The organism is Rhodococcus sp. GA1 (assembly GCF_024321955.1).
Taxonomy (GTDB): Bacteria; Actinomycetota; Actinomycetes; order Mycobacteriales; family Mycobacteriaceae; genus Rhodococcus; species Rhodococcus pyridinivorans.
This window is the reverse complement of the sequence record NZ_CP097186.1, coordinates 2,618,984-2,637,560: the sequence shown is the minus strand read 5'-3', so window position 1 is coordinate 2,637,560 and position 18,577 is coordinate 2,618,984. Positions and strand designations below refer to the sequence as shown.

Below are 18,577 nucleotides of genomic sequence, written 5' to 3'. Positions count from 1 at the left end.
GGCGGGTGAGCATCTAGGCTCGCTTCATGACCGGCGACGCAACACGTATCGATTCACCCGAGAAACTCTCGGCTGCTCTCGAGACCACGGGATATCTCGCCGACGACGGACTGGCGACCGTCGTCTTCCTTGCGATGCGTATGGGCCGGCCGCTCTTCTGCGAAGGCGAACCCGGAACCGGGAAGACTTCGCTCGCAGCGGCTCTCGCTCAGGCCCTGGATCTGCCGATGGTCCGGTTGCAGTGCCACGAGGGCATCGACGCCTCGCAGGCCCTCTACGACTGGGATTTTCCCCGGCAGTTGCTCCATCTGCGCTCGCTCGAAGCGGCGAGCGACGGTGTGCTCGATGCGGACACCGCCGAGCGTTCCCTCTACACGGAGCGCTATCTCCTCGTCCGCCCGTTGCTGCAGGCGCTCACCGACTCACCGTGCGTGCTGCTCGTCGACGAAATCGACCGCGCCGACGACGAGTTCGAGGCCTTCCTACTCCAGTTGCTCGACGAGAACGCGGTGACGATCCCCGAATTGGGCGAGATCCGCGCGGAGGTCCCACCGCTGGTGGTGCTCACCTCCAATCGGACCCGCGAGGTGCACGACGCACTCAAGCGCCGCTGTCTGTACCACTGGGTGGAGCATCCCGATCTCGAACGCGAGGTCGCGATCCTGCAGCGGCGGCTGCCCGGTCTGGGGCACCCGCTCGCCGAGCAGATCGCCCGCGCGGTGCGCTCGTTCCGCGAACAGGACCTCCTGAAGCCACCGGGGATCGCCGAATCCCTCGACTGGGCGCGCGCACTGGTCGCCCTCGACCGCGACGTCCTCGACGCAGCGACCGCTGCGGCGACACTCGGTGCCGTACTGAAGTACCGCGAGGACATCGACCGGGTCACCCGCGCCGGACTCGACCTCTCGAGGGCCGGATGACGACCGCCCCCGGCCCGGTCGCCGGGTTGGCCGGCTTCTGCCGCGCCCTCGCCGCCGCCGGTCTGCCCGTCGCCCTCGACGCCACCGCCACCTATCTCGACGCCCTCGCACACGTCGACGTCGGGGATCCCGTGCAGGTCTATTGGGCAGGCCGCGCCACGCTGTGCCGCACACCGGACGACACGGCCCGCTACGACGTGGTCTTCGTCCACTGGTTCGGCGACACCGTCCCCACCGGCTCGCGTACCCACGGGCAACGCACCCGCACCGCACGGATCGCCGCGCTGTCCCGCAGCGAGGGCGCCGAGGGTGATTCCGGTGACGACGCGCCACGCCTGCAGGTCGCGGCGGACGACACCGACGTCCTCCGGCACCGCGACGTGGCCGAATTGACGACCGCCGAACGCGCTCACCTCGCCGAACTGCTCGCGCGGTTGCAGCCCCGACCCCCGACGCGTCGGGGATTGCGGTCGAAGCCCTCCCGCCGCGGGCCGGTGGACCCGCGGCACACCCTGCGCGACATGCTGGCGGGCGGAGGCGAACCCGTCCGGCCGCGGCACCGGGCACGAGCGACGAGACCGCGCCGGGTGGTGTTGCTGATCGACGTATCCGGCTCGATGAGTCCCTACGCCGACGCGCTCCTGCGGTTCGCGCACGTCGTCACGCGTGCCGCGCCGTCGTCCACCGAGGTGTTCTCCCTCGGCACGCGGCTGACCCGCCTGTCGCGTGCGCTGCGTGCCCGCGACCCGCAGATCGCGCTCGCCGGGGCCTCGCGTGCGGTACCGGACTGGGCGGGCGGGACACGTCTCGGCGACACGCTCGGCGCGTTCCTGGACCGCTGGGGGCGCAGAGGTTTCGCGCGCGGCGCGGTGGTGGTGATCTTCTCCGACGGCTGGGAGCGCGGCGACACCTCGCAGCTCGGGGAACGCATGGCGCAGCTGCATCGCCTCGCGCACCGCGTGCTGTGGGTGAACCCGCACGCCGGCGGCGCCGGATACGAACCGATCCAGTCGGGTATCTCCGCGGCCCTGCCGCACATCGATCGTCTGCTCGCGGGACACAGCCTTGCGACACTGGAAGAACTTCTCGAGGAGGTTCGGCGTGCGTGAAATTCTGGACGAGCTCGACCGGCGGTACCGGGACGGGGAGGCCGTCGCGGTAGGCACCGTGGTCTCGACTTTCCGTTCGGCGCCCCGGGGGCCGGGTGCATCGATGCTGGTCGCGCAGGACGGCACCGTCACCGGCAGCGTCTCTGGCGGGTGCGTCGAAGGCGCCGTCTACGAACTCGGCCGGTCGGTCATCGACAGCGGGCAGCCGGTGCTGCAACGCTACGGGGTCTCCGACGACGACGCGTTCTCCGTCGGCCTGACCTGTGGCGGCATCATCGACGTCTTCGTCGAACGGATCGACGCCGCGTCCTTCCCCGCCTTCACCGACCTGCTCGACTCCGTCCGCGCGGGCGAACCCGTCGCGCTCGCGACCGTCACCGCCCATCCCGACCCGGCGTTACGGGGACGACGGATGGTCGTGTGGCGCGACCGCGCCGACGGACAGCTCGCCTCGTCCCGCATGTACGACGCCGTCGTCGACGACGCGCGCGGCCTGCTCGAGGTGGGACGCTCGGGCACCCTTCACTACGGCACCGACGGTGAGCGTCGCGGCGAGGGGATGTCGGTGTTCGTCAACGTCTTCCAGCCCCCGCCGCGGCTGATCGTGTTCGGGGCGATCGACTTCGCGTCGGCGATGGCCCGGCTCGGCTCGTTCCTGGGCTACACGGTGACGGTGTGCGACGCGCGCGGGGTGTTCGCCACCGAGGCCCGCTTCCCCGGCGCCCACGAGGTGATCGTCGACTGGCCGCACCGCTATCTCGCGGCCGAGGCCGAGGCCGGACGTGTGGACGCCCGCACCGTCATCACGGTACTCACCCACGACCCGAAGTTCGACGTGCCGCTCCTCGAAGTCGCCCTACGGCTCGACGTGGCCTACGTCGGGGCGATGGGGTCGCGCCGCACACACGACGACCGGATGGAGCGTCTGCGGGAGACGGGACTGACCGAGGAGGAACTGGCGCGCCTGTCGTCGCCGATCGGTCTGGATCTCGGGGCCCGCACCCCGGAGGAGACCGCGGTGTCGATCGCCGCGGAGATCATCGCGCTGCGCTGGGGCGGGGGCGGCGGCCGCCTCGCGGAGACACGCGGACCGATCCACGCCCACGAGGAGCACATCGGCGCTCAGAAGTACTGAGCACCACCGTCGATCGCGAAGCTCTGGGCGGTGACGAAGACGGACTCGTCGGACGCGAGGCGACCATGTTCGCGATCTCGTCCGCCTCGGCCATGTACTTGTTCAGGAAGGGCATGGTCATGCCGCCGAGCCGGGGGTTGCTCTCGGCGGTCTGGGCGATGCGGTCGCGCATCGAACCGGATCCCATCGGGGTGTTCACCGCGCCCGGGTGGATGCTGTCGACCCGGATGTCGTGCTGTCCGAGTTCGGCGGCGAAGGCCCGCGCCATCCCGACGAGGGCGTGCTTGCTGGTCGTGTAGTGCACCAGATGTTCCTTGGCGCCCTCCGCCTCGACCAGCCGGCGTGTCTCGTGACGATCCCGCCTCCGATCGACGCGAGCCCAAAGGCGATTTCGGCGATTCGGGTCCTTTCGACGCGCGATATGCAGCAGAGTGTCAGTGATCTGTATCACTGCGCTACGCGAGGCACTTGGAGGATCGATGCGCATCACTGTCACCGTAGACGGAACGCAGTACACGGACGACGTGGAACCGCGACTGCTTCTCGTCCACTACCTCAGAGATCGACTCGGGAAGGTGGGCACGGTGGTCGGCTGCGACACGAGCAACTGCGGCGCCTGCACCGTGTTGCTCGACGACCGCAGCGTCAAGTCGTGCTCGATGCTCGCGGTACAGGCCGACGGACACTCGGTCACCACCGTCGAAGGGCTCACCACGAACGGCAGCCTGCATCCGGTCCAGGAGGCGTTCCGCGAGAAGCACGCACTGCAGTGCGGCTTCTGTACGCCCGGGATGATCATGGCGACCATCGATCTGCTCTCCGAGAACTCCGATCCGAGCGACGAGGACGTACGGCACGGTCTCGAAGGAAATCTGTGCCGCTGCACCGGGTACCAGAACATCGTGGCCGCTGCGCGTGACGCCGCTCAGCGACTGCGCGAGAACCCGGCCGCCACGCAGGAGGTATGACGATGACGAGCACCGTGGATCCCACCACCGACGAGGGCACCGGCGAATCCGAACTCGGCCGGGCACGCCGCCGCAAGGAGGACGAGCACCTCATCACCGGCCGCACGCGCTGGACCGACAACATCGTGCTCCCTGGGATGCTGCACGCCGCGATCCTGCGCAGCCCGATCGCGCACGCCCGCATCACCGGACTCGACGTCTCCGAGGCCCGGGGCAAGCCGGGGGTCGTCGCCGTCTACACGGGCGCCGACCTCGCCGAGGAGCAGGGCAGCCTGCCGTGTGCGTGGCCGATCACCGAGGACATGAAGACCCCGAACGCCCCGGCCCTGGCCGTCGACACCGTGCGGTTCGCGGGTGAGGCCGTCGTAGTCGTGGTGGCCCGCAGCGCATACGAGGCCCACGATGCCCTCGACGCGATCGACGTCGACTACGAGGACCTGCCGGTCGTGCTCGATCTCGAGAGCGCGACGCAGGACGGCGACCTCGTCCACCCCGATCTCGGCACCAACGTCAGCGCGACATGGGTGTTCGACTCCGCCGAGGCCGGCAGCGGCGGCAACGTCGAGGACGCGATCCGCGACGCGGAGGTGGTCGTCGAACGGACCTTCCGGCAGCAGCGGCTCATCCCGGCCTTCATGGAACCGCGATCGGTCGTCGTCGACCCCACCGCCTCGCAGATCACCATGTGGTCGGCGACCCAGGTCCCGCACGTGCTGAAGCTGATGCTCGCGATGACCCTCGGTCTCCCCGAGCACAAACTGCGCGTCATCGCCCCCGATGTGGGCGGTGGTTTCGGCGGCAAGCTGCAGGTCACGCCGGAGGAGGTGCTCACGCTCCTCATCGCGCGTCGCCTACACAAGCCCGTCAAGTACACCGAGACGCGCAGCGAGTCGATGCTCGCCGCGCACCACGGCCGCGACCAGGTCCAGAAGCTGACCCTCGCCGCGCGCCGCGACGGCACCGTCACGGGCCTGAAGGTGGAACTGCTCGCCGATATGGGCGCCTACCTGCGTCTCGTCACCCCGGGTGTGCCGATCCTCGGCGCGTTCATGTTCAACGGCATCTACAAGTTCGACTCGTACCGGTTCGCCTGCACCAACGTGTTCACCAACAAGGTGCCCACCGACGCCTACCGCGGCGCCGGACGCCCCGAGGCCACCTTCGCGATCGAACGCATCATGGACGAGCTCGCCGTCGAACTGTCCATGGATCCCCTCGAGCTCCGCGAGAAGAACTGGATCAAGCACGAGGAGTTCCCGTTCGACACCGTCGCGGGCCTGACCTACGACTCGGGCAACTACGAGGCCGCGACCGCCAAGGCCCGAGAGTTGTTCGACTACGACGCATTACGGCGCGAGCAGACCGAACGACGCGAGCGCAACGACCCGGTGCAGCTCGGTCTCGGTGTCTCCACGTTCACGGAGATGTGCGGCCTGGCCCCGTCGCGGGTGCTCGGTTCACTCTCCTACGGCGCCGGCGGCTGGGAGCACGCCGCGATCCGCATGCTCCCCACCGGCAAGGTGGAGGTCGTCACCGGTTCGTCCGCCCACGGTCAGGGCCACGAGACGGCGTGGAGCCAGATCGTCGCCGACCGGCTCGGAATCCCGTTCGAGGACATCGAGATCCTGCACGGCGATACGCAGAGTTCACCGCGCGGTCTCGACACCTACGGCTCCCGCTCGCTCGCCGTCGGCGGCATCGCGGTCGTGAAGGCCGCCGAGAAGGTGGTCGCCAAGGCCCGGCCGATCGCCGCACACTTGCTCGAATGTTCCGAGGACGATCTGGATTTCGAGGCAGGACAGTTCCGCGTCAAGGGCACCTCGAAGTCCGTCGGGCTCACCGACGTCGCGCTCGCGGTGTTCGCCGCGCACGACCTGCCCGACGGTGTCGAACCGAACCTCGACTCCGAGGCGACCTACGATCCCGACAACTTCTCGTTCCCGCACGGCACCCACCTGTGCGCCATCGAGGTCGACACCGAGACGGGGCACGCGCGGATCCGCAAGTACGTGTGCGTCGACGACGTCGGGCACGTCGTGAATCCGCTCATCGTCGAGGGTCAGGTGCACGGCGGACTCGCCCAGGGTATCGCCCAGGCCCTCTACGAGGAAGCGGTGCACGACGAGTCGGGCACGTTGCTGAGTTCGTCGTTCGCCGAGTATCTGCTACCCACCGCGGTGGATCTGCCGCCCTTCGTCACCGATCGCACCGACACTCCGGCACCCGGTAATCCGCTGGGTGTCAAGGGTGTCGGCGAGGCAGGAACCATCGCCTCCACCCCGGCCGTCGTCAACGCCGTACTCGATGCGGTCCGGCCGTTCGGCGTCACCGACGTCGAGATGCCCTGTACACCGATGCGGATCTGGCACGCGCTCCGCGACGCCCGAGGAGGCACGAAATGATACCGGCCCCGTTCGACTACGTCGCCCCGTCGAGCGTCGACGAAGCGGTCGCCGCGCTGACCGAGGCCGGTGAGGACGCGAAGGTCATCGCCGGTGGGCAGAGCCTCATGCCCGTCCTGCGCCTGCGGATGGCGGCACCGACCGTGCTCGTCGACCTCGGCAGGATCCCCGAACTGCGGGGCATCCGCGACGACGGCGACGCCCTGGTGATCGGCGCGACCACCACCCACCACGATGTGCTGCACGACCCGCTCGTCGCGGAGCACGCACGGTTGCTGGCCGAGGCGACGGCGACCGTCGCCGATCCCCAGATCCGGCACCGCGGCACGTTCGGCGGGTCGCTCGTGCACGCCGACCCGGCCGGGGATCTCGCGGCGCCTGCCGTGGCGCTCGAGACGACCTTCACCGTGGCCGGTCCGTCCGGGCGTCGCACCATCGCGACGGACGACTTCTTCCAGGACTTCTTCACGACCGCGGTCGAGCCCGGAGAGATCCTCGTCGAGGTCCGGATTCCCAAGCACACGGGCTGGTCTGCGCGCTACGAGAAGTTCCATCGCGCGGCCCAGCAGTGGTCCATCGTCGGGGTCGCTGCGACCCTACAGGCGTCCGGCGACACCATCGAACGGGCGAGGATCGCGCTTACTAACATGGCAGCCGTCCCGGTCCGGGCACGCGGCGTCGAGGAATCGCTGATCGGTAAGCCCGCGACGGCCGAGACGATCCGGGAGGCCGCCGAGCTCGCCACCGACGGCACGGCTCCCATGACCGACGGGAATGCCGACGCCGAGTATCGGAGCCACCTCGCCCGGGTACTCACCCAACGAGCGGTCACCACTGCCTCCGGGGTCTAGGCGTCTCCACGCCGAACACCGAGATCCCGGACCACTTGTTCGGAAAGGACCTCATGCAACTCGAACACACACTGTCCGTTCCCGCCCCGGTCGACGAGGTGTGGACCGCCCTGCTGAATCCGGAGAAGGTCGCGCCGTGCATGCCGGGCGCGACGCTCACCGGGGTCGACGGCGACACGTTCACCGGGACCGTCAAGGTGAAGCTCGGACCGGTGGCGCTCACGTTCAAGGGCACCGGCGTGTACGTCGAGAAGGACGAGAGCGCCCGCCGGGCGGTCATCGAGGCCAATGCGAAGGACACCCGAGGCAACGGCACGGTGGCCGCGACCATCACCGTCACCCTCACCGGCGACGGCGACCGCACCGACGGCATCGTGAGCACCGACATGAAGATCACCGGCAAGCCCGCCCAGTTCGGGCGGGGGATGATCTCGGATGTCGGTGGGAAGATCCTCGAGCAGTTCGCGGACTGCCTGTCGAAGAAGCTCGGACCCGAAGCGGCGGCCTCCTCCACGTCCTCCTCTGTGTCCTCCTCCTCCGCGGCGACCGCTGAGGCAGCCGAGTCGCAGCCCAACGAGTCCGTGCCGGCGAGCCCGCCGCTCACCGCCGCGGGTTCGGGCGACGAGCCGGCCGGTGGAGCATTCGTCGGGCCCGGCGCCGGGGACGACGACTCCGCGCAGCTGCGGCCGAACGAGTCGGTTCCGCCCAGCCCGGTGAGCGCCTCACCGGCGCCTACGATGACCTCGACGCCTCCCACGCCGTCGACGACTCCCTCCCCGGCCGCGCCCCCGCAGCCCGAGGCCGAACCGCTCGACCTCATGCAGTACGCGAAGGGATCGGTCGCGACGCGGGTCGCGCCGGTCGGAGTGGTCGCGATTCTCGTCGTGGTCATCGCGGTGATCCTCCAGCGTCGATCGGGACGCTGACCTCGTCGGATCCACTCGAACGCTGCGGATCGAACCCCGTCGAACGGGCCGGTCCGCAGCGTTCGTCGTCGTCAGCCTGCCTGTGCTGCGACGCGGCGACGTCCGATCGGGTCGAGCTGCGCACGGAGCCAGGCGTGCGCGGGATCCGCATCGCGCTCGGCGTGCCAGACCGCGAATTCGCGCAGGGGCGGCAACTGGAAGGTCGGTTCCAGGATGCGCAGGAACGCCATCTCGGCGAGGTGCCGGGCCAAGCGCTCGGGCAGGAACGTGACCATGCGGGTGTTCTCCAGGGCGTACGGAAGCACCGCGAGGTTGCCGCTGGTCGCGCCGACCTGGGCCACCGCCCCCGCACGCAGCAGAGCGCGGCCGAGGTTGGTGTCGTCGGAATACTGCGCGTAGGACAGCAGCGGGTAGCGGCCGAGCACTTCGCGGGTGAGCTTGGTGCCGGTGTACGGGTGGCCGGACCAGACCGCCCCGACGAGTCTGTCGGTCAGCACGACCTGCCTCCGGCAGCTCTCGAACTCCGGGGATTCGAGCACGTGTTCCGGTAGCACCGCGAGATCGATCTCGAACCGGCGGAAGGCATCGAGACCGGCACCGTTGAACGGCAGCAGATCGAAACGGATGCCGGCCGGGGTGCTCCCCCGGACCAGCAGACGCAGGAGGGTGATCGCGGCGTAGTCGCCGGTCATGATGGTGAAGGTGCGTGAATCCGTCGCGGGATCGAAGCCGGGCGCAGCCAGTACCGAGCGCTCGAGGGTCCGCAGCACCTCGCGGAGCGGTTCGACGATCGCCTGGGCGCGCACGGTGGGACGCAGTGTGCGGCCGCTCTTCACGAGAAGCGGATCGTCGAATTGCTTGCGCAACCGGGCGAGAGCCGTACTCGTCGCCGGTTGCGACATGTTCAGTCGCCGCGCCGCGCGCGTGACATTGCGTTCGGAGAGCAGGACTTCGAGGACGACGAGCAGGTTGAGATCGACCCGTCGCAGATCCATGCGCCCCCCTGACATCGAAACCCGGCGGAACGGGAAATTCCGGCGGCATCGTAGCGCACGACCGTGATGTATACACAAGATCGAATACCAGCTATCGGACTTGGACGGCGATCTTGTGAGCGCAGCGAAGTACTACCTACTCTGACCCACGTCCTGACGGCAGCGAACCGTGATTCGCCCTGGCCCGAATTTCCAAGGCGAAGTTCTTTACTTGCCGAAGTCCAGTTTCGGCCGGCCGCCGACTCAGGCAGGTAGAGAGGCTCGGGGGGCGAAACGTTGTGAGTGTCATGAGGAAATTCCGGCAGTACACGCCGGACAACTGGCGTCTGTGGCGCAGGATGACCGCGGTCGTCGCCGTCCCCATCGTCGCAGCGACCCTGTACGGCTCGCTCCGCGTCTACGACCTCTACCAGGAGAACGACGCCTACAGCGCCGCCGCCGAGAACGTCTCCATCCTGCCGACCCTCGCCGACTACGCCACCAGTGTCACCGGCGCCGCGGCAGCGACGATCCTGTCACTGCCCGTCGACAACGGCGCCCAGGTCGCCCGCGAATCCGCCGCGACGCTGCGCGACCACATCGACGCGAAGGATCTCGATCCGCAGATCGCGGCGATGATCAACCGCATGCTCGCCGAGGGCGAGAGCCTGCTCGACAGCGCGTCGTCGGGAACCCTGGCGCCGACCGTGGCCAGCGAGCGCGCCGAAGGATTCGTCAGCCGCGCCCAGGCTGCCTACCGCGCCATCACCACCACCACGGACGACCCCACCGTCCAGCGCGAGAGCGCGACACTTCTCGACCTGTGGGACACCCAGTGGTCCCTGCTCGACCAGGTCCTCGCATACTCCGCGCTGAGCGCCGGAACCGACGGTGCCCTGCTCATGTGGAACAACGCCCTCGGTGTCGAGTCCGCGCGACTGGCCGTCCTCCGTGACACCTTCGTCGAGAACGAGACCGCCGACTCCTCCCGGGTCGACGGTCTGATGACCCAGCTCGAGAATCGCCGCAGCCTCACGGCCAACCTCGACAACGAAGCGGGCAACGTCGCCGCTCTGCGCGGGTCGCTCTTCGAGAGCCTCATGATCTACCAGGAGGAGGTCGCCGGTTCCGCGACCCGAGCCGTGGCCACCCTCGACGACCTCGCGGCCGAAGCACGCGCCGAAGCCCTCAAGAACGCCATCGGTATCGCGATCGTCCTCGCGCTCGCCCTCGGACTGGCGATCGTGATCGCGATGTCGCTCGTCCGACCGCTCCGCCGACTGCGCGACGACACCCTGCGCACCGCCGAACAGGATCTGCCCGCCGCGCTCGCCGCGATCAAGGACGGCGCCGAGATCGAATCCGTCACACTCGATCCGGTCCGCGTCCACACCCGCGAGGAGATCGGCGAGGTGGCGCGCGCCGTCGACAGCATGAACGAGGGCGCCCTGCGTCTGGCCGGCGAACAGGCCCAGCTGCGCCGACAGGTCAACGAGATGCTCGAGACCCTCGCCCGCCGCAACAAGACGCTCGTGGAACAGCAACTGGCACTGATCGATTCGCTCGAACACGAAGAGCGCGACCCGACACGTCTGCAGAACCTGTTCGCACTCGACCACCTCGCCGCCCGCATGCGGCGCACGGGCGACTCGCTGCTCGTCCTCGCCGGCACCCGCCAGCGTCTCGGCCGGGTCCCCGACACACCGCTCGTCGACGTCCTGCGCGCGTCCGTCTCCCAGGTCGAGAACTACCAGCGCGTGAACATCGGCAATGCGCCCGACGGCAATCTGGTCGGCAGCGCCGTCACCGACGTCGTCCACATGATCGCCGAGCTCCTCGACAACGCGCTGCGCGCCTCACCGCCCGAGAGCACCGTGGCGTTCGCGTTCTCCCGCGCCGTCGACGGCGGACTCCTCCTCGAGATCGCCGACCGCGGAATCGGTATCCCCGCAGATGAACTCGCCGACATCAACATGCGGCTGGGTGCGGAAGGCGAAACCGGATCCGGTGCCGCACGGCGAATGGGTCTGTTCGTGGTCGCACGTCTCGCCGACCGTCACGGCATCACGGTGCGTCTGCGTCCGACCTTCGACTCGTCCACCAATGCCGGCATCACTGCGAGCATCTACCTGCCGACCAGCCTGCTCAAGGGAACCGGCAGGAACCACGACGATCCGTACCGGATCGATCGGCCGCGCCGCCTGCCCGATCCCCCGTCGGAGTACGGCGAGCAGTTCCACGCCGACCCGGCATCCGGATCGCAGCCGGTGGTCGGAAGCCGTCACTCGGCACCCACCCCCGCTCTCGCGACGCCCGGGACGAGTCCGGGTATCCGGCGCGGACAGCTGCACGAACGATGGGTTCCCCGCGGCGCGGGACAGTAGGCGACGCGGACAACGGACAGCGGGCGGGCGGTCTGCCATCCTGACGGCATGACCGTTCCCCGCGTCGACGTCCACCAGCACGTCTGGCCGGCACCACTCGTCGCTGCGTTACGGGCACGCACCCGTGCGCCGCGGCTCGTCGGATGGACGCTGTACCTCGGCGGTGAACCCCCGTACGAGGTGCGACCGGAGAATCACTCGATCGCCCGGCGGGCCGAGCTCGCGGCGCAGGACGGCATCGACTTGGCGCTGGTGTCGTTGTCGAGCCCGCTGGGGATCGAAACGCTTCCCGCAGCCGACGGGGCCGGCCTGCTCGACGCCTACCACGAGGGAGTGCTCGCGCTGCCGCACCCGTTCGGGGCGTGGGCGGCAGCGTCGGTCGACGATCCCGATCCCGCGGCGCTGCGCAAGGTGCTCGGGGCGGGCTGCGTCGGTCTCCAGCTTCCCGCCACCGCGTTGGCGGATGCCGACGGCTACGCGCGGTGCGCCCCGCTCCTCGACGAACTCGACCGCGTCGGTGCTCCCCTGTTCGTGCATCCCGGGCCCGCCGCGGCCGATCCGTCGGCTCCGCCGTGGTGGCCGGCGATGGTGTCGTACGTGGCGCAGATGCACACCGCGTGGTTCGCCTGGCACGAGTACGGGGCCCCTCGCCTCCCCGGACTGCGCGTGGGGTTCGCGATGCTCGCCGGGCTCGCGCCGCTGCACGCCGACCGGATGGCCGCGCGCGGCGGACCGGCGACGGTCCCGTCGGCCGGAGTGTTCGTCGACACCTCGTCGTACGGTCCCGAGATCGTCGAGGCCGTGGCGTCCGGACTCGGCCCCGACCGCGTCGTGCTCGGTTCGGACCGCCCGTACGCAGCACCGTTGCTGTTCGGCGACGCGCGCGACGAGCCCGTACGGCGACGCAATCCGGCCCGGTTGTTCCGAACGTCACACGAGTGAAAATCTTGACAGTGCCGCATCCGGCCGCTGAAGTGAGCGACATGCGTCTTCCGGCGACCCTGCGGCATCGCAGGCTTCATGTGGACTACGTCCGCATCGCCGGTGGTTTCTGTGGTTGTCGCGCCTGTCGTTGATCCCGGCCCGACCCACTTCCCCTGCCCGGACGACCCTACGATCCCGTCCGGCTCCCGTTTCGAGGAACCACGATGGCTGCTGCTCTTCTGTCCCCCTCCGTGCGCGTCGATCTCGCCGAGATCGTCCGTGACATCGCCGCGGACGTCTCCCGCTGGCGTCCGCTCGTCCGCTTCGACGAGACCGAACGCTGGTACACCCGGCTCGCCGTCGCCGACGACTACGAGGTGTGGTTGCTGAGCTGGCTTCCCGGGCAGCGCACCGGGATCCACGATCACGGTGGGAGTGCCGGTGCATTCGCCGTCGCGCAGGGACAGGTCCGGGAGGACACCGTCGACCAGCCGTGGTCGGAAGATCTTCCCGGGCAACGCGTGACGCTCTCCCGCACCCATCTGTCGACGGGTGTCACGCGTCGATTCGACGATCGGCACGTGCACGAGGTCGTCAACGACGGTCCCGTCCCGGCGGTGACCGTGCACGCCTATACCCCCGCGCTGGACTCGATGAGCCGATACCGTCTCGAGAGCGGCATCCTCGCCCTCACGACCTCGGAGCGTGCCGGCGACGACTGGTGATCCACTCGTGACAAATCCGGCACAGTGGGTATCCGCCGGGATAGAGTCGAAAACCGACCGTGCCGCATCCGAGGGAGCAACCCGTGAAACGCTTCGCACGCACCACCGCGCTTCTCGCCGTGTCCGTATTCGCCCTGGCCGCCTGTTCCGGCGGCGGAGACGAGGATCCCCTCGCCGGAGACACAGCGGACGGAGGCGCGATCGTCGTCGGTTCGGCGAACTTCCCGGAGAACGTCCTGCTCGCGGAGATCTACTCGCAGGCGCTCGAGAGCACGGGGGCGGAGGTCACCCGCCAGTTCAACATCGGCAGCCGCGAGATCTACTACGACCAGGTCGCCTCGGGTGCCATCACGCTCGTCCCGGAGTACAACGGCGCACTGCTCGCGCGGGTCGACCCCGACAGCACCGCCTCGACGACGGAGGACGTCAATGCGGCCCTGTCCGAAGCCCTTCCGGACGGGCTCGAGATCCTGGCCTCCGCCCCCGGTGAGAACAAGGACGCCCTCGTCGTCACCGAGGAGACCGCGCAGCGCTACAACCTTGTGAGCATCGCCGATCTCGCGCCGGTCGCCGGCGAACTCGTCCTCGGCGGACCGCCCGAGTTCGAGACGCGTCAGCAAGGTGTCGTGGGTCTGCGTGAGGTGTACGGGGTCGAGTTCCGCGAATTCGTCCCCACCGACACCGGTGGCCCCATCACCATCCGCGCGCTCTCGGACGGCACCGTGCAGGCCGCGAACATCTTCACCACCGATCCGTCGCTGAGCACCGAACCGTTTGTTGCGCTGGAGGACCCGGAATCGGTCTTCGGAGCCCAGAACGTCACCCCGCTGGTGCATCGCGCCGATCTCGACGACGACCACGTCGCGAAGATCGACGCCGTGTCCGACAAGCTCACCACCGACACCCTCGTCGTCCTGGTCGGACAGGTGGTCACCGACGGTCGCGACATCGACGTCGTCGCCGAGGAGTGGCTGCAGCAGAACGATCTGAACTGACGGAAGTCGGTGCCACGTGATCACATTCGACAACGTCGGGAAGCGTTATCCCGACGGGACCGTCGCCGTCGACGGACTCTCGCTGGAAGTCCCGACGGGCACCCTGACGGTGTTCGTCGGGCCGTCGGGGTGTGGGAAGACCACCTCGTTGCGCATGATCAACCGGATGGTCGAGCCCTCGAGCGGGCGTGTGCTCGTCGGGGGCCGCGACGTCCGGGACGAGGATCCCCGGATCCTGCGCCGCGGCATCGGATACGTCATCCAGCACGCCGGGCTGTTCCCCCATCGCACAGTGATCGACAACGTCGCCACCGTGCCCCGGTTGCTCGGCGCGAGCCGTAAGGAGGCCCGCGCGACCGCGATGGACGTGCTCACCCGAGTCGGCCTCGGAAAAGAACTGGCGCAACGCTATCCTGCTCAGCTGTCCGGCGGGCAGCAGCAGCGTGTCGGTGTGGCACGCGCGCTGGCGGCCGATCCTCCGATCCTGTTGATGGACGAGCCGTTCTCCGCGGTCGATCCTGTGGTCCGCAAGGATCTGCAGGACGAACTCCTGCGCCTGCAATCGGTGCTGGCCAAGACGATCGTGCTCGTCACCCACGACATCGACGAGGCGATCAAGCTCGGCGACCGCGTGGCCGTCCTGCGGCCGGGCGGGGTGCTCGCCCAGTACGCGACTCCGGAGGAGCTTCTCACCTCCCCCGCCGACGATTTCGTCGCCGGATTCCTCGGCGTCGACCGCGGTGTGCGACTCATGTCGTTCTTCTCGTCCGCCGACCTGCCGCTGCGCACCGATCCGATCGTCACCCGCGATGCCGCCGAACTCGCCGTCGGCGACGGCTGGCTTCTCGTCGTCGACGACGACGGACGCCCGACGGGGTGGCGAGACGGCAGTGCCGATGCGGAATTCCTGCCGGCCGGAAAGCCGTTCGTTCCCGGGCGGGATCCGCTGCGCGTCGTGCTCGACGCGGCCGTGCTCTCACCGTCGGGCCATGCCGTGGCGGTGGACGACGACGGACGTGCGCTCGGGGTGATCAGTGGCGAAGAGGTGACCGCGGCGGTCCGCGCGGCGCACAACCACAGGGAGGCCGGCACCCCGTCTCCGCTCGCGATGCGGAAGTTGCGGTGAGCCTGCGGATTCCCGGTTATCTCGGGACGTTCTGGGAACTGCTCGGCGATCATCTCGTCATGGCCCTCGGCTCGTCGCTGCTCGGCCTCGTCCTCGCTCTGCCGCTGGGCCTCGCGTGCGTGCGGTGGCCGCGGGTGTACGCCCCGGTGCTCGCGGTCTGCAGTGTCCTGTATTCGATTCCGTCGCTTGCCTTCTTCGTCATGCTCATCGCGTTCACCGGGATCAGCCGGACCACCGTGATCCTTCCGCTGGCCGTCTACGCGCTGGCGGGCCTCGTCCCGAACGTCGTCGACGGATTGCGTGCTGTGCCCGACAGTGTCCGCCAGTCGGCGGTGGCGATGGGATTCTCGACGCCGCGCCGGTTGCTCACCGTCGACCTGCCGCTGGCGATCCCCGCGGTCATCGCGGGGCTGCGGGTCGCGACGGTCGCGAACATCAGCATGGTGAGCGTCGGAGCGCTGATCGGCATGGGTGCCTTCGGCGCGTTGTTCACCGCCTCGGTGCAGCTCGACCGACTCGATCTGGCGATCATCGGCATCATCGCGACCGTCGTGATGGCACTGGTCGTCGACGCGGTGCTCGTGCTCGTCCAGCGTCTCGCCACGCCGTGGATGCACCGCACCTCGAAGGTGCGCCGATGACGACGCTGCTGAACTATCTGGCCGAATACTTCGGCGACTCCGCGAACTGGTCGGGCGCGTCCGGGATCCCGACGCGACTGGCCCAGCACTTCGGCTATACCCTGCTCGCGTTCGTGATCTCCGTGCTCCTCGCGTTGCCGCTCGGCCTGTGGACCGGGCACACGGGCCGCGGCGGTGTGCTCGTGTCGCTCACAGCGAACGCCGCACGCGCCCTCCCCACCTACGGCCTGCTCGTGTTGCTGGTCGTGCTGTACGGGATCGGGCTCGTTCCGGTGATGGTGCCGCTGGTGGCACTCGCGATCCCACCCATCCTGTTGAACTCCTACGAAGGGATCCGCGGGATCGACCCGGCGCTGACCGACGCCGCCCGCGGGATGGGGATGACCTCGTCCCAGATCCTGCTGCGGGCCCAGCTGCCGGTGGCCTTGCCGCTGATCCTCGTCGGCCTGCGCACCGCCGCCGTGCAGATCGTCGCGACCGCCACGATCGCCGCGGCAGTGAGCTTCGGCGGGGTGGGAAGGCCCATCGTGGACGGTCTCGCGCGCAGCGACTACGCCCTGGTCGTGGGCGGTGCCGCCCTCGCCGGGATCTGCTCGCTGGTGATCCTCGCGCTCTTCGCGGTCCTCGGCCGACTGCTCGTCTCACCCGGCGTCCGGGCCTCGCGCGACTAGCTCCTACGACCCCTCCTTCGGAACCGACAAACGTGTCGGTGGCCCGGAGCACACTGGAGGTAGAGACGAAGTCCTATCGAGGAGGCGCAGGTGCGATGTATGCGCAACGCGAAACCTACTTCGGCTGGACGTCTCGGCGCGTACCCCTGTACGCAGCCGCGCAGCCCACGGCATCCCCGGCCACACCGGCCGCAGCCGGCCCGAGCATCCGTCCCGAGGACGAGCGCGTTCCCTCGGGCGTAACGCTCGACCGCATCCTGCCCGAGTCCGTGCTGCATGGCCGCCTGGTCGCGTATCACGACGCGGACGAGGACAGGGACTACGTGGCCGTGGCGGTCGGCGCGGTGGCGGGCGAGAACGATGTACCGGTCCGCGTGGCCGAGGAAGAGACGCTCGTCGTGTCCGCGGCCCGCAGCATGATCGATGGGATCCTCGTCGGCACGGAGAGCGACGACCTCGACGAACTGGAGGTCGCCCGTCAGCTCCGCTTCGGCGGACCGGTCCGCGACCTGCTGGAATACATCGGAGCACGGTCGGTGGTGGTCGACTGGAGCCCGGCTGTGGCGTGATCCGACAGAGCCGTGGCGTGATGTGATCGCGTCCCCGTAATCGCGGATGTGTGACGCGCCGGTACACACATCTGCAACGACACAGCATTCAGGTGGTACGGTCGTAGGCGTCCCCGTGACCAAAACGTAATAATTCGGGGATTATCGCAGCCCTGGTGTGGGTACTCGAGCCTTCGGGTTCCACTGGGAGGGTGACCGGAAGTGGCGATGCCGGACTGACAGCTACGCCCGTCGGGGGCAGCCCGGCACCGCCACTTTCGACCTACACTCTCCGGGACCGGATTCTTCCGAGTCCCGGTTCTCAGTTCTCCGTTACCGCTGCGGCTGCGGCCGTCGCCGCCAGAGCGGCCGGCGCCTCGACCGCGAGGAGATGACCCACCTCGGGAAGCGCCACGAAATGAGCACCCATGTCGTCGGCCAGCTTGTTCAGCGCGTCCACCTGTACGAGGGGGTCCTTGCTTCCCACGACGACCTCGACCGGACGCCCGCGCCAGCGGCGCAGCACGGCCCGATCGATGCGGGGCATGTTCGTCAGCGACGTGCAATACGCACCGACGCGGCAGGACCACCGCAGGGTCTGTTCGTCGGGCCGGTAGTCGCATCCCGCGAGTGCTCGAAGGTACCGCTCGGTGTTCTCGAAGTTGGGCTCGTTGCGCCACTGCAGGCCGGGGATGAGGGCGCGGTTCCACCGGACGCGCGGGACGAGACCCAGCGGCGCCGCGATCACCAGCTTCTCGATCCGGTCAAGATCCTCCACCGCAGCGGCCACGGAGGCCGACCAGCCGAGACCGATCACGGGAATCCGCTCGACGCCGAGTGCATCGAGCACCTCGACGAGCCAGTGGCCGTAGACGCTGTGGATCCGGCTGTCGGGCCGGCTGCCCGCGCTCGCACCGGGAAGGCCCGGGACATCCACGAGCACCACCCGGTGGCGCTCGCCGAACTGCTCGGCGAGCAGACGCAGCCCCGCCGCCGGGAGATCGCCACCCGCGAGCACCACGATCGGCGGTGCGGTCGCAGGACCCGTGGTGAGCACGTAGGTGTCACCCAGCGAGGTGCGGGCGACGTGCTCCTCGACGGGACGCTCCCAGTAGGTCAGCAGTCCTGCGCACGCGTGGTGGATCACGCTGCCGTCTCCGGGGCAGCGGTAGGGCGAACGTGTCAGCAACGCCATCATCCTCCTACCCGGACGATTCCGGGGACGACGAGGGATTCACGGAACGGCATGAATGGATCTTCTTTCGTGGGGTACGAGCG

The 18,577-nt window shown here is 69.0% G+C and carries 17 protein-coding genes and 1 pseudogene; 15 read left to right on the top strand and 3 right to left on the bottom strand.

The window, feature by feature from the left end; all coding sequences use genetic code 11:
• Positions 1-26 precede the first annotated feature (26 nt).
• From M3330_RS12415 to M3330_RS12405, 3 genes are read left to right on the top strand one after another with little or no spacing between them, the layout of a single operon-like run.
• Complete coding sequence (locus M3330_RS12415) at positions 27-920, top strand: MoxR family ATPase (protein ID WP_006550765.1); 894 nt, start codon at positions 27-29, stop codon at positions 918-920.
• Positions 917-2,029 (top strand): VWA domain-containing protein, encoded by a 1,113-nt coding sequence (locus M3330_RS12410; RefSeq protein WP_006550766.1) that lies wholly within the window; start codon positions 917-919, stop codon positions 2,027-2,029. Before M3330_RS12415 ends, M3330_RS12410 begins: the two co-directional genes overlap by 4 nt.
• Positions 2,022-3,164 carry an XdhC/CoxI family protein gene (locus tag M3330_RS12405; RefSeq protein WP_039584380.1) on the top strand — a complete coding sequence of 381 codons (1,143 nt, stop codon included), beginning with the start codon at positions 2,022-2,024 and terminating at the stop codon, positions 3,162-3,164. Before M3330_RS12410 ends, M3330_RS12405 begins: the two co-directional genes overlap by 8 nt.
• On the opposite strand, the pseudogene M3330_RS12400 reads toward M3330_RS12405, so the two are convergent.
• A pseudogene (locus tag M3330_RS12400) lies at positions 3,152-3,471 on the bottom strand (SDR family oxidoreductase); the annotation flags it as partial. The gene M3330_RS12405 and the pseudogene M3330_RS12400 sit on opposite strands and share 13 nt — an antisense overlap.
• 172 nt (positions 3,472-3,643) lie before the next feature.
• Between M3330_RS12400 and M3330_RS12395 the strand changes: the two are divergent.
• From M3330_RS12395 to M3330_RS12380, 4 genes are read left to right on the top strand one after another with little or no spacing between them, the layout of a single operon-like run.
• Positions 3,644-4,132 (top strand): (2Fe-2S)-binding protein, encoded by a 489-nt coding sequence (locus tag M3330_RS12395; RefSeq protein ID WP_006550769.1) that lies wholly within the window; start codon positions 3,644-3,646, stop codon positions 4,130-4,132.
• Between the two features lie 2 nt (positions 4,133-4,134).
• Positions 4,135-6,534 carry a xanthine dehydrogenase family protein molybdopterin-binding subunit gene (locus tag M3330_RS12390; RefSeq protein WP_255024894.1) on the top strand — a complete coding sequence of 800 codons (2,400 nt, stop codon included), beginning with the start codon at positions 4,135-4,137 and terminating at the stop codon, positions 6,532-6,534.
• Positions 6,531-7,385 carry a xanthine dehydrogenase family protein subunit M gene (locus M3330_RS12385; protein ID WP_006550771.1) on the top strand — a complete coding sequence of 285 codons (855 nt, stop codon included), beginning with the start codon at positions 6,531-6,533 and terminating at the stop codon, positions 7,383-7,385. Before M3330_RS12390 ends, M3330_RS12385 begins: the two co-directional genes overlap by 4 nt.
• Positions 7,386-7,438: 53 nt before the next feature.
• Entirely contained in the window at positions 7,439-8,311 is an 873-nt protein-coding gene (locus M3330_RS12380; protein ID WP_006550772.1) for an SRPBCC family protein, read from the top strand.
• A gap of 71 nt (positions 8,312-8,382) precedes the next feature.
• On the opposite strand, the gene M3330_RS12375 is transcribed toward M3330_RS12380, so the two are convergent.
• Positions 8,383-9,306 (bottom strand): LysR family transcriptional regulator, encoded by a 924-nt coding sequence (locus M3330_RS12375; RefSeq protein ID WP_006550773.1) that lies wholly within the window; start codon positions 9,304-9,306, stop codon positions 8,383-8,385.
• A 287-nt stretch (positions 9,307-9,593) separates the two neighbouring features.
• On the opposite strand from M3330_RS12375, the gene M3330_RS12370 reads away from it, so the two are divergent.
• The 8 genes from M3330_RS12370 (at position 9,594) to M3330_RS12335 (ending at position 17,320) form a co-directional block, all read left to right on the top strand.
• The gene (locus M3330_RS12370; RefSeq protein WP_006550774.1) at positions 9,594-11,669 is read left to right on the top strand and encodes an ATP-binding protein; all 2,076 of its coding nucleotides are present in this window, start codon (positions 9,594-9,596) and stop codon (positions 11,667-11,669) included.
• A 48-nt stretch (positions 11,670-11,717) separates the two neighbouring features.
• Positions 11,718-12,611, top strand: coding sequence for an amidohydrolase family protein (locus M3330_RS12365; protein WP_019290572.1), 894 nt, complete (start codon positions 11,718-11,720; stop codon positions 12,609-12,611).
• Positions 12,612-12,817: 206 nt separating this feature from the next.
• Positions 12,818-13,318, top strand: coding sequence for a cysteine dioxygenase family protein (locus tag M3330_RS12360; protein WP_037217386.1), 501 nt, complete (start codon positions 12,818-12,820; stop codon positions 13,316-13,318).
• 83 nt (positions 13,319-13,401) lie between these two features.
• Positions 13,402-14,313, top strand: coding sequence for an ABC transporter substrate-binding protein (locus M3330_RS12355; RefSeq protein ID WP_024102446.1), 912 nt, complete (start codon positions 13,402-13,404; stop codon positions 14,311-14,313).
• Between the two features lie 16 nt (positions 14,314-14,329).
• Entirely contained in the window at positions 14,330-15,439 is a 1,110-nt protein-coding gene (locus M3330_RS12350) for an ABC transporter ATP-binding protein (protein WP_024102447.1), read from the top strand.
• Complete coding sequence (locus M3330_RS12345; protein WP_039584383.1) at positions 15,436-16,080, top strand: ABC transporter permease; 645 nt, start codon at positions 15,436-15,438, stop codon at positions 16,078-16,080. The genes M3330_RS12350 and M3330_RS12345 overlap by 4 nt, the downstream gene beginning before the upstream one ends.
• Positions 16,077-16,751: an ABC transporter permease gene (locus M3330_RS12340; protein WP_006550780.1), complete on the top strand. Its 675-nt coding sequence runs from the start codon at positions 16,077-16,079 to the stop codon at positions 16,749-16,751. Before M3330_RS12345 ends, M3330_RS12340 begins: the two co-directional genes overlap by 4 nt.
• A gap of 95 nt (positions 16,752-16,846) precedes the next feature.
• Positions 16,847-17,320 (top strand): hypothetical protein, encoded by a 474-nt coding sequence (locus tag M3330_RS12335; RefSeq protein ID WP_039584385.1) that lies wholly within the window; start codon positions 16,847-16,849, stop codon positions 17,318-17,320.
• Between the two features lie 301 nt (positions 17,321-17,621).
• Here the strand turns inward: M3330_RS12335 and M3330_RS12330 are convergent, their stop codons facing one another.
• Positions 17,622-18,494: an alpha/beta fold hydrolase gene (locus M3330_RS12330; protein WP_006550782.1), complete on the bottom strand. Its 873-nt coding sequence runs from the start codon at positions 18,492-18,494 to the stop codon at positions 17,622-17,624.
• Between the last annotated feature and the right edge of the window lie 83 nt (positions 18,495-18,577).

Coding starts and splice junctions, on each gene's coding strand:
- M3330_RS12395 (WP_006550769.1), top strand. CDS start 3,644: ATGCGCATCACTGTCACCGTAGACGGAACGCAGTACACGGACGACGTG.
- M3330_RS12410 (WP_006550766.1), top strand. CDS start 917: ATGACGACCGCCCCCGGCCCGGTCGCCGGGTTGGCCGGCTTCTGCCGC.
- M3330_RS12380 (WP_006550772.1), top strand. CDS start 7,439: ATGCAACTCGAACACACACTGTCCGTTCCCGCCCCGGTCGACGAGGTG.
- M3330_RS12360 (WP_037217386.1), top strand. CDS start 12,818: ATGGCTGCTGCTCTTCTGTCCCCCTCCGTGCGCGTCGATCTCGCCGAG.
- M3330_RS12390 (WP_255024894.1), top strand. CDS start 4,135: ATGACGAGCACCGTGGATCCCACCACCGACGAGGGCACCGGCGAATCC.
- M3330_RS12375 (WP_006550773.1), bottom strand. CDS start 9,306: ATGGATCTGCGACGGGTCGATCTCAACCTGCTCGTCGTCCTCGAAGTC.
- M3330_RS12335 (WP_039584385.1), top strand. CDS start 16,847: ATGTATGCGCAACGCGAAACCTACTTCGGCTGGACGTCTCGGCGCGTA.
- M3330_RS12330 (WP_006550782.1), bottom strand. CDS start 18,494: ATGGCGTTGCTGACACGTTCGCCCTACCGCTGCCCCGGAGACGGCAGC.
- M3330_RS12365 (WP_019290572.1), top strand. CDS start 11,718: ATGACCGTTCCCCGCGTCGACGTCCACCAGCACGTCTGGCCGGCACCA.
- M3330_RS12415 (WP_006550765.1), top strand. CDS start 27: ATGACCGGCGACGCAACACGTATCGATTCACCCGAGAAACTCTCGGCT.
- M3330_RS12340 (WP_006550780.1), top strand. CDS start 16,077: ATGACGACGCTGCTGAACTATCTGGCCGAATACTTCGGCGACTCCGCG.
- M3330_RS12385 (WP_006550771.1), top strand. CDS start 6,531: ATGATACCGGCCCCGTTCGACTACGTCGCCCCGTCGAGCGTCGACGAA.
- M3330_RS12370 (WP_006550774.1), top strand. CDS start 9,594: ATGAGGAAATTCCGGCAGTACACGCCGGACAACTGGCGTCTGTGGCGC.